At 44.0% G+C, this 9,401-nt stretch carries 9 protein-coding genes; all 9 read left to right on the top strand.

The window, feature by feature from the left end:
- The coding region (locus L4B77_RS13315) for a flagellin (RefSeq protein WP_429750968.1) at positions 1–220 on the top strand (220 nt) is incomplete at its 5' end.
- Positions 221–661: 441 nt separating this feature from the next.
- Positions 662–1,792, top strand: a complete 1,131-nt coding sequence (locus L4B77_RS13310; RefSeq protein WP_261839150.1) for a flagellin — start codon at positions 662–664, stop codon at positions 1,790–1,792.
- Positions 1,793–1,874: 82 nt separating this feature from the next.
- Positions 1,875–2,300: a flagellar protein FlaG gene (flaG, locus tag L4B77_RS13305; protein ID WP_261839151.1), complete on the top strand. Its 426-nt coding sequence runs from the start codon at positions 1,875–1,877 to the stop codon at positions 2,298–2,300.
- A gap of 22 nt (positions 2,301–2,322) precedes the next feature.
- Positions 2,323–4,308 (top strand): flagellar filament capping protein FliD, encoded by a 1,986-nt coding sequence (fliD, locus tag L4B77_RS13300; protein ID WP_429750966.1) that lies wholly within the window; start codon positions 2,323–2,325, stop codon positions 4,306–4,308.
- Positions 4,309–4,311: 3 nt separating this feature from the next.
- A complete protein-coding gene (gene fliT / locus L4B77_RS13295; protein ID WP_261839153.1) occupies positions 4,312–4,617 on the top strand; it encodes a flagellar protein FliT in 306 nt (101 codons plus the stop codon).
- 13 nt (positions 4,618–4,630) lie between these two features.
- Entirely contained in the window at positions 4,631–5,041 is a 411-nt protein-coding gene (gene fliS, locus L4B77_RS13290; protein WP_261839154.1) for a flagellar export chaperone FliS, read from the top strand.
- Between the two features lie 227 nt (positions 5,042–5,268).
- Positions 5,269–6,735: a sigma-54 dependent transcriptional regulator gene (locus L4B77_RS13285; protein WP_429750963.1), complete on the top strand. Its 1,467-nt coding sequence runs from the start codon at positions 5,269–5,271 to the stop codon at positions 6,733–6,735.
- A gap of 173 nt (positions 6,736–6,908) precedes the next feature.
- Positions 6,909–7,949 carry a sensor histidine kinase gene (locus tag L4B77_RS13280; protein ID WP_372041250.1) on the top strand — a complete coding sequence of 347 codons (1,041 nt, stop codon included), beginning with the start codon at positions 6,909–6,911 and terminating at the stop codon, positions 7,947–7,949.
- A 32-nt stretch (positions 7,950–7,981) separates the two neighbouring features.
- Positions 7,982–9,391: a sigma-54-dependent transcriptional regulator gene (locus L4B77_RS13275; protein ID WP_261839157.1), complete on the top strand. Its 1,410-nt coding sequence runs from the start codon at positions 7,982–7,984 to the stop codon at positions 9,389–9,391.
- The last annotated feature ends 10 nt before the right edge of the window (positions 9,392–9,401 follow it).

Below are 9,401 nucleotides of genomic sequence, written 5' to 3'. Positions count from 1 at the left end.
TGCTGAACTGGGTGCTTTCCAAAACCGTTTCGAGCACGCTATCAGTAATTTAGATAACATTAACGAGAACGTTAACGCATCTAAGAGCCGCATTAAAGATACCGATTTCGCGAAAGAAACGACTCAGATGACGAAGTCTCAGATCCTTTCTCAAGCTTCAAGTTCGATTCTTGCTCAAGCGAAACAAGCACCGAACGCAGCCCTTAGCCTGCTCGGTTAATCGATTGAAAAGCCGCGTTGACTATAAGCGTTGTTGATCACAAGCGTTAACGCTAGGCTTCCACAAATTAGCTCGTGGTGAGAGATGAGCGCTAAACAGACCCAGCTTCGGCTGGGTTTTTTATTGCCTACTGTTTAGTCAATGAAGCGTTTTGGTTTTTATGTGCGACGATACACTTATCAATAAGTGGGGATAGTCAATGTTAGTACGTGTCGCTCGATTAATTGAATCTCGGCCACATTTTTCTTTGCTGTTGAAAATAAAACGAAAATAATGACATTTTTTATTAAAGCTTCCAACTAAGTGGCCGTTAAAGGGATTGAGAGAAATGATATGTACTGATGTAAGGTGAGAGAGACATTGGTACATAAAAAATTGATATGTATTTGTGTGAGGTGAGAGTCACAGAAGTACATTAAAAATGCCTAAAGGAGATCAACTATGGCGATTAATGTAAGCACTAATGTGTCTGCAATGACGGCTCAGCGTTACCTAAACAACGCGGCTGAAGGTACTCAAAAATCAATGGAGCGTTTGTCTTCTGGCTATAAAATCAATAGCGCAAAAGATGATGCTGCAGGCCTACAAATTTCTAACCGCTTAACGTCGCAAAGCCGTGGCCTAGACATGGCTGTGAAGAATGCGAATGACGGTATCTCTATTGCACAGACCGCTGAAGGTGCAATGAATGAGTCAACCAACATCCTGCAACGTATGCGTGACCTTTCTCTTCAATCTTCAAATGGTTCAAACACTAAATCTGAACGTGTTGCGATCCAAGAAGAAGTCTCTGCGTTAAACAAAGAACTGAACCGTATCGCAGAAACCACCTCTTTTGGTGGTAATAAGCTGCTTAACGGCACTTACGGCAGTCAGTCATTCCAAATCGGTGCAGATTCCGGTGAAGCAGTGATGCTTTCCATGACAAACATGCGTACCGACACTCAAGGTATGGGCGGTAAAAGTTATACTGTTGAAGAAGGCAAAGATTCATCTTGGCGCGTAGGTGCTGGTGCTGATTTGACTATCAAATACAACGATAAGTTTGGTGACGCACACGAGTTGACGCTTGCTGCGAAGGAAGGCAACGACATTGAAGAGCTAGCGACTTACATTAATGGTCAAAGCCAAGATGTTAAAGCGTCTGTAGGTGAAGGTGGTAAACTGCAACTTTTCGCTTCAAGTCAAAAAGTTGACGGTGATGTTGCCTTCGGTGGCAGTCTTGCTAGTGAGTTAGGTATCGGTGCGGGTAAAGACGTCACTGTTAATGATATCGATGTTACTTCGGTTGCGGGTGCAAACGAAGCGGTATCTATCATTGATGGAGCGTTAAAATCTGTGGATAGTAGCCGTGCTTCTCTTGGTGCTTTCCAAAACCGTTTCGATCATGCAATCAGCAACTTAGATAACATCAACGAAAACGTTAATGCATCTAAGAGTCGTATCAAAGATACCGATTATGCGAAAGAAACAACGGCTATGACCAAGTCGCAAATCCTACAACAAGCGAGTACTTCTATCTTAGCTCAAGCAAAACAGTCACCATCAGCAGCTCTAAGCTTATTGGGCTAAACTTATCTCGGTAAGTAGCGGTAAGCTCTACTTTAGGTAGGGTTTTACTGTTTGGCTTATAGAAGGAGGGAGGGAGAGTGTTATGGAAATATCATCCAACGCATCGAACATCCAGCCTTATGGCTCACCTAATGGCACTAAATTTGCAAGCGATAAAGGTAGTAGTGCATCGAGCATTTCACGGCTGAAAGAAGCAAGAACTTATGGCGTGGTAGAAACATCGAAAGAAGAAGCTACCGAAGCTGCGAGTCAATTAGCTCACGATAGACAAGAGTTAAATGATAAAGAGCGAGTCAAGATGGTCGAGAAGGTAAACGAGTTTATCTCCTCTATCAACAAGGGTGTTGCTTTTAAAGTTGATGAAGAGTCAGGCAGGGATGTGGTGACCATTTATGAGACCACAACGGGTGATATTATTCGCCAGATCCCCGATGAAGAAATGCTTGAGATTTTGAGGCGCCTAGCAGCCCAAGCCTCAAATGGTGGAATACTGGAGGCTAAGGTTTAAGTCGTATTATTGAGGTGGTTTAATGAGTATTGGCCCAATGGGGGGTTCGTCTGGCATGGATATCAACACCATGGTCAGCAAAATTGTTGATTCGGAGCGTGTACCCAAACAGCAGCGAATCGATAATGAACGAGCGCGAATCGATACCAGTATTAGTGCCTATGGAAGACTCAGAGAATCCCTTGATTCGATGAAAAACCTGATGACAAACTTTCGTCAAGAAAAAGCTTTCGCTGCGCGAACAGTAGAGAGCACCGATGAAGGACTTGTGTCTGCAACTGCGACTACCGAAGCGATCGCTGGCAAATATGCCATCGATGTGTTGCAGCTTGCCCAAAGCCATAAAGTGGCTTCTGATGTACTATCAGAGGACATGAAATTTGGCCCAGGTAAGCTGCAGGTTTCGCTTGGCGATGACAGCTTTGATGTGCAAGTGGGTGACCGTTCGAAACTTATCGACGTCGTTCGCAGTATCAATGGCTCAGACAACAACCCAGGCGTTCGTGCATCTATTATCAATGATGTTGAAGGTCCTCGACTTATTGTCGCTTCGAACCAATCAGGTTCAGATCAGCAGATCAGCATTAATGTCGAGTCTGACGCTGATAATCCTCTCAAAAAACTTGAATACAAAACTCTTGAAGAGCGTGCTAAAGCGCTAGAGAAAGCGCGCCTTTCTGCTCAAGAGATTCTTTCCCAGCCCGCCCCCGGGCAAGATATTGCACCCTTAGACAAGTCTATTGAGGCAAGCGGTAACCAAATTCCGCCGTCAAAAGCTCAAGCCGATAAGGGGACAGATGACAGTCTTAGTTACGGTGAACAAGCGGCCGCTGATGGACAGGCAGCTTTAGACGCAGCTCAGGCTGCAACATTATTGAAGCCTGAAGACAGGATTCCAGGTTGGACTAAAACGGCTTCAGGTACACTTTTAGATTCATATTACTCTCCAGCCCCCGAGCTTGATGAAAAAGCCATAGAGAAAGCGTCGGATGTCTCTGGTTGGTCAAATGCCGCATCAGGTACGCTGACGGATTCTTATGTAACGCCGAAAGAGGCCCAGGCAAAACTAGAAGCAGAACAAGCGCGTATCGAAGAAAAGGCCGCAACAGAAAAAGCGGAACTGCAACAGAAAGTTAAAACTGGCGAATTGACCGCTGAACAAGCCAAAGATATCGAGCGTGCGAAATTAGATCCAGAAGAGCGTGAGCGCTTAGATAAGATAGACAAAGCGCAAGCTGACCTTATTCAGGCTCAACAGTCTTTTGATCACTACAGTGGTATGACTGAAGTACAAGCGGGACAAGATTCGAAGGTTGTGCTCGATGGCGTAGCCCAGCTTTCAAGTAAAAACAACGTGATTGAAGATGCTATTGAAGGGATTGATATCACGTTGAAAGGAAAAACACCCAAAGATAAGCCACCGACAGAAATTGGTGTAGAGTACGACCGAAATCGTGTTCGCCAAGATATTGAAGCTTTTGTTAATTCTTATAATCAGTTTTATCAAACCTCAAAAAGTTTGGCTGGCGTTGATCCCGCGACGGGGCAAAAAGGCCCACTCTCTGGCGACAGTGCGGTACGTAACGCCGACTCGCGTTTGAAAAGTGTATTCTCATCAAGTGTTGAAGGGGCTCCTGTGAACCTCAAGTCTTTGACTGAGTTTGGTATTACGACCACAAGACAAGGTTCGTTAGAAATAAACTACGATATGCTCGACCGTCAACTGAACAATAACTTTGATAAGTTGGGGGAGTTCTTTGGCGGTAATAATGGTTTCGCTAAAAAAGTGGAAGATGCGATTCAAGGCATTACCGGATTTACTGGTTCTATTCGCACTCGAGAAAAGAGCTTGGTAGAACAAAACTATCGTTTGGCCGATGACCAAAGCGCACTCGATCGCCGCATGGCGAGCCTTGAGAGTCGCACGCACTCAAAGTTCGCTGCGATGCAAGATGCGACTGGGAAGATGCAATCTCAATTGGGTAGCATGATGAATGCACTAGGTTAGTAAATGAACAATCAGCTCAAAGCGCTTTGTGAACTCGATCAATTAATAATATCCCAACTTGAATTAAGCGAAATTAATGCTGAAGAAATAACGCAGCTTGTCGATAACAGAGAACAGTTATTGCAAAACGTACTTCGATTAATCGATTTATACCCTGACGTTAAGCAAAGTCCCGAGTGGTGTGATGCCATTTCGAGAACCCAAAAATTGGTCGAATTGATGCAGTCCGAGACTGGCCGGTTAGGTAAAACCCTACATAAATACCGACACGGTGCCAAATCAGTTCAGCAATATAAAAAGTTTTTATAAAAAGAGGTTTACTATGCGCGGTTCTTTACAGGCATATAAAAAGGTATCAGTGGATAGTCAACTAACGGCTGCTTCACCGCATAAAATTGTACAAATGTTAATGGCAGGGGCTATTGAGCGTTTGATTCAAGGCAAAGCGGCGATGCAAGCTGGCAATATCCCGGTAAAAGGAGAGCGACTGGGTAAGGCGCTCGATATCATTATTAGCTTACGCAGTTGCCTATCTATGGCCGACGGTGGCGACATTGCTAAAAACCTAGATCAACTTTATGAGTACATGATCACACAAATTTCTGCGGCAAATCACAAAAATGATCCCCAGCCTATCGATGAGGTTATTGATATCATCCGCGAAATTAAGAGTGCATGGGACCAAATCCCGAATGAATATCACAATTTAACGTCTGCTGATGTAGGTATTTAAAGAAGAACTGCTGTTTTAGCCAATCTCATTTCCTCTCATTGGTTGGTTGCCTTATTTTTTTATTCAAATAAAATAGAAGCCATTAGATAGCCTAATGGCTTTTTTTCGTTGTTGATTACCGAAACTTGTCTTCGTGATATATAATTATTGATACTTTCCTCATTTTATCGATGACATTGTTCATGGTCTTCCTCATCGAACCCAAATAAAGGCAATAATTCCTACTTATGCAAGGTTTGACAAAACTGCTTGTCGTTGATGATAATGCCCAATATCGTCACAACTTAAGCACCATATTAGAGTTTGTAGGAGAAAGCTGCGAAGTTGTTAGCTCTGAACAAGCACACAAGGTTGATTGGTCACTTCCGTGGGTCGGCTGTATTGTCGGTTCAGTTAAAAGTAACGATTTCAACACACTACTCAATGAAAAGCTTGTTCATGCCAGTCACATACCTTTACTGGTTATTAGTCACAATCATCACCATGTTGATGAGCTTACGAACTTTGTTGGCGAACTCGAACTGCCACTTAATTACCCACAATTAAGTGATGCATTAAGACACTGTAAAGAATTCTTAGGACGCAAAGGTGTTCAAGTAGCATCGACTTCACGCAAGAATACTTTGTTTCGCAGCCTAGTTGGACAAAGTGCAGGTATCCAAGAGGTACGCCACCTCATTGAACAAGTTTCTTCTACGGAAGCGAATGTATTGATTCTTGGGGAGTCAGGCACGGGGAAGGAAGTGGTAGCGCGTAATGTTCACTATCACTCTAAACGCCGTTCAGGGCCTTTTGTACCAGTGAACTGCGGTGCGATCCCACCTGATTTGCTCGAAAGTGAACTGTTTGGTCATGAGAAGGGCGCGTTTACCGGGGCGATTACCGCTCGTAAAGGTCGCTTTGAATTGGCCGAGGGGGGCACGCTGTTTCTGGATGAAATTGGCGATATGCCAATGACGATGCAAGTGAAGTTATTACGTGTATTACAAGAGCGATGCTTTGAGCGTGTCGGAGGAAATAACACGATTCAAGTTGATGTTCGAGTGATTGCTGCCACACACCGTAATCTTGAAAATATGATCGATGATGATTCGTTTCGTGAAGATCTTTATTATCGCTTGAACGTATTCCCGATTGAAATGCCGGCACTTCAAGACCGTAAAGAAGATATTCCTTTGCTGCTTCAAGAGCTGATGACCCGAATGGAAGCGGAAGGGAGTATGCCTATCTGTTTCACGGCTCGTGCGATTAATTCTTTGATGGAGCATTATTGGCCAGGTAATGTGCGTGAATTGGCAAACTTGGTGGAGCGAATGGTTATTCTTTATCCTAATAGCTTGGTCGATGTCAATCACCTTCCAACAAAGTATCGTTACAGTGATATTCCTGAATTCCAACCAGAGTTTAATAGTGTTGTTCCAGAGGAAGAGCTGGAGCGTGATGCATTGGCTGAGTTGTTTTCTGAGGATTTCAGTTTTGAACGGCAAGATGATATTGCTGACAATGTGAATGCTCCTCAAGAGTTACCGCCAGAAGGGGTTAACCTGAAAGAGTTACTTGCCGATCTGGAAGTGAATATGATCAGTCAGGCCTTGGAAGCGCAAGGAGGAATCGTAGCTCGTGCGGCTGATATGCTTGGAATGCGCAGAACTACTCTGGTTGAGAAAATGCGTAAGTATAATTTGCAACGTTAGTTCGTCTTTACCGTCAGAGGCAAACAATAAAACTAGCGTGCACGTTGTGGCTATTAAACACTCTAGTGAGCGAACCGATGAACTATCGTCGGGTGTTTAGATGAAGAATATAGCAAATAGCCTGGTTCGCATTGTGTGTCAGGCTGTTTTAGTCTTTGAGGCAAATTTTTGACATGCAATTATCGAATCAACCAGAAAACCAATCACACTTAGATTCTGTTGAGCAGCAAGTTGAACGCTATAAGCAAGTACTCGATGTGATGCCCGCTGGTGTCATCTTGTTAGATACGCAAGGTGAAGTGAGAGAAGCGAACCCAGAAGCGCACCGTATCCTCGGCGTTGAATTAGTGGGTGAGAAGTGGTTTTCTGTCATTCAAAGTGCCTTTGACCCAAAAGATGACGATGGTCATGAGATCTCATTGAAGAACGGCCGAAAAGTGCGTTTGGCGATTTCAGCCTCTACGACCGGTCAGCTTATATTGATTACCGACCTGACAGAAACACGTCTGCTGCAATCTCGCGTCAGTGATCTTCAACGTTTGTCATCATTAGGCAGGATGGTGGCTTCGCTTGCACATCAGGTTCGTACTCCACTTTCTAGCGCAATGCTGTATGCATCAAACCTTGCCGCACCCAACCTACCACTTACAACAAAAACACGTTTTCAATCTAAGCTTATGGATAGACTCCATGATTTAGAGAAACAAGTGAATGATATGTTGTTGTTTGCTAAAGGTGGTGATAATAAAGTAGTTAAGCCATTTACTGTCGCTGAGTTGATCTCGGAATTTCATCCCATGGTCGAGGCCGCATTAAAAACCAACCAGATTGATTATTGTCAAGAGGTCGAGAGTGAAGGTACTCAAATGTTTGGCAACGCAAACGCGATTGCTTCAGCTTTAAGTAATCTGGTTTTGAATGCGGTTCAAATTGCCGGTAAAGAATCGCAGATAGATGTTTTCTTTCGGCCAGTAAACGGCGAGCTTAAGATATCTGTACAAGACAGTGGGCCCGGCGTACCGAAAGCGCTTCAAAGTAAAATTATGGAACCATTCTTTACCACCCGTTCACAAGGTACAGGCTTGGGCTTAGCCGTTGTACAAATGGTTTGTCGCGCACATGAAGGCCGACTGGAATTGATCTCAGAAGAAGGTGACGGGGCATGTTTTACTATGTGCTTACCATTGGAAAGACAACTTTCAACTGAAGATTAATACGTTTTAATAGAATTATACTGGAGAATCTTATGGCTCAAAGTAAAGTGTTAATCGTCGAAGATGATGAAGGTCTACGCGAAGCCCTTGTCGATACTCTCGCGCTTGCTGGTTATGAATGGCTAGAAGCGGATTGTGCAGAAGATGCTCTAGTTAAGTTAAAATCTAACTCTGTTGATATTGTTGTTTCTGATGTTCAAATGGCAGGCATGGGGGGGTTGACGTTATTAAGAAATATCAAACAGCATTGGCCCAACCTGCCTGTATTATTGATGACAGCGTACGCTAATATTGAAGATGCAGTTGCGGCAATGAGAGAAGGTGCGATTGATTATATGGCGAAGCCATTCGCCCCTGAAGTTCTGTTGAACATGGTCAGTCGCTATGCACCCATTAAATCGGATGATAATGGTGATGCCATTGTTGCTGATGAAAAAAGTATTAAATTAATGATGTTGGCTGATAAAGTCGCAAAAACGGATGCTAACGTCATGGTGTTGGGCCCCAGTGGTTCAGGTAAAGAAGTGATGTCTCGTTATATTCACAATGCCTCAAACCGTAAAGACGGCCCATTTATTGCGATTAACTGCGCCGCGATCCCAGACAACATGCTAGAAGCAACACTGTTCGGATATGAAAAAGGTGCCTTTACTGGTGCGATTCAAGCTTGTCCTGGTAAGTTTGAACAAGCACAGGGCGGTACTATTTTATTGGATGAGATCAGTGAAATGGATCTTGGCCTGCAAGCTAAATTATTACGTGTATTGCAAGAGCGTGAAGTGGAGCGCTTGGGGAGTCGCAAGAGTATCAAGCTTGATGTTCGCGTGTTAGCGACCAGTAACCGTGATTTAAAACAGTATGTGTCTGAAGGCAACTTCCGAGAAGACCTATACTACCGACTGAATGTTTTTCCTATTTCATGGCCGCCTCTTTGTGAGCGTAAAGGGGATATTGAGCCTTTAGCTAAGCACCTGGTTGAACGCCATTGCACCAAACTCGGTATGCCGGTCCCTGTCGTGTCAGCGCTGGCCATTCATAAGCTTGTCAATTATCCGTGGCCGGGTAACGTTCGTGAATTAGATAATGTCATCCAACGAGCGTTAATTTTGAGCGAGCAAGATCATATATCGGGTGAGCATATTCTTCTTGAAGGCGTTGATTGGCAAGATGCAAGCGGGTTACAGCACATTGTTGAAGGTAATGATGTTGCCGCGCCAGACATTAAGCCTATTGCGGAAGTCAATCCAATTTACAAAGCCGTTGCGAGCAGTGAGGGGCTTGGTAATGAGCTTAGAGATCAAGAGTATGCAATCATTCTTGAAACGTTGATCGCTTGCAATGGTCGACGTAAAGATATGGCTGAAAAGTTAGGAATTAGCCCCCGTACGTTACGTTATAAGTTAGCTAAAATGCGCGATGCTGGAATAGATATCCCAAACTGAGGACAGATTA

The sequence above is a fragment of the Vibrio minamisatsumaniensis genome, assembly GCF_050337445.1.
GTDB lineage: Bacteria > Pseudomonadota > Gammaproteobacteria > Enterobacterales > Vibrionaceae > Vibrio > Vibrio artabrorum.
The sequence above is the reverse complement of the archived record's forward strand: the minus strand, read 5'-3'. Positions and strand labels throughout refer to the sequence as shown.

Coding starts and splice junctions, on each gene's coding strand:
- fliT (WP_261839153.1), top strand. CDS start 4,312: ATGAACAATCAGCTCAAAGCGCTTTGTGAACTCGATCAATTAATAATA.
- fliS (WP_261839154.1), top strand. CDS start 4,631: ATGCGCGGTTCTTTACAGGCATATAAAAAGGTATCAGTGGATAGTCAA.
- L4B77_RS13280 (WP_372041250.1), top strand. CDS start 6,909: ATGCAATTATCGAATCAACCAGAAAACCAATCACACTTAGATTCTGTT.
- L4B77_RS13275 (WP_261839157.1), top strand. CDS start 7,982: ATGGCTCAAAGTAAAGTGTTAATCGTCGAAGATGATGAAGGTCTACGC.
- fliD (WP_429750966.1), top strand. CDS start 2,323: ATGAGTATTGGCCCAATGGGGGGTTCGTCTGGCATGGATATCAACACC.
- L4B77_RS13310 (WP_261839150.1), top strand. CDS start 662: ATGGCGATTAATGTAAGCACTAATGTGTCTGCAATGACGGCTCAGCGT.
- L4B77_RS13285 (WP_429750963.1), top strand. CDS start 5,269: ATGCAAGGTTTGACAAAACTGCTTGTCGTTGATGATAATGCCCAATAT.
- flaG (WP_261839151.1), top strand. CDS start 1,875: ATGGAAATATCATCCAACGCATCGAACATCCAGCCTTATGGCTCACCT.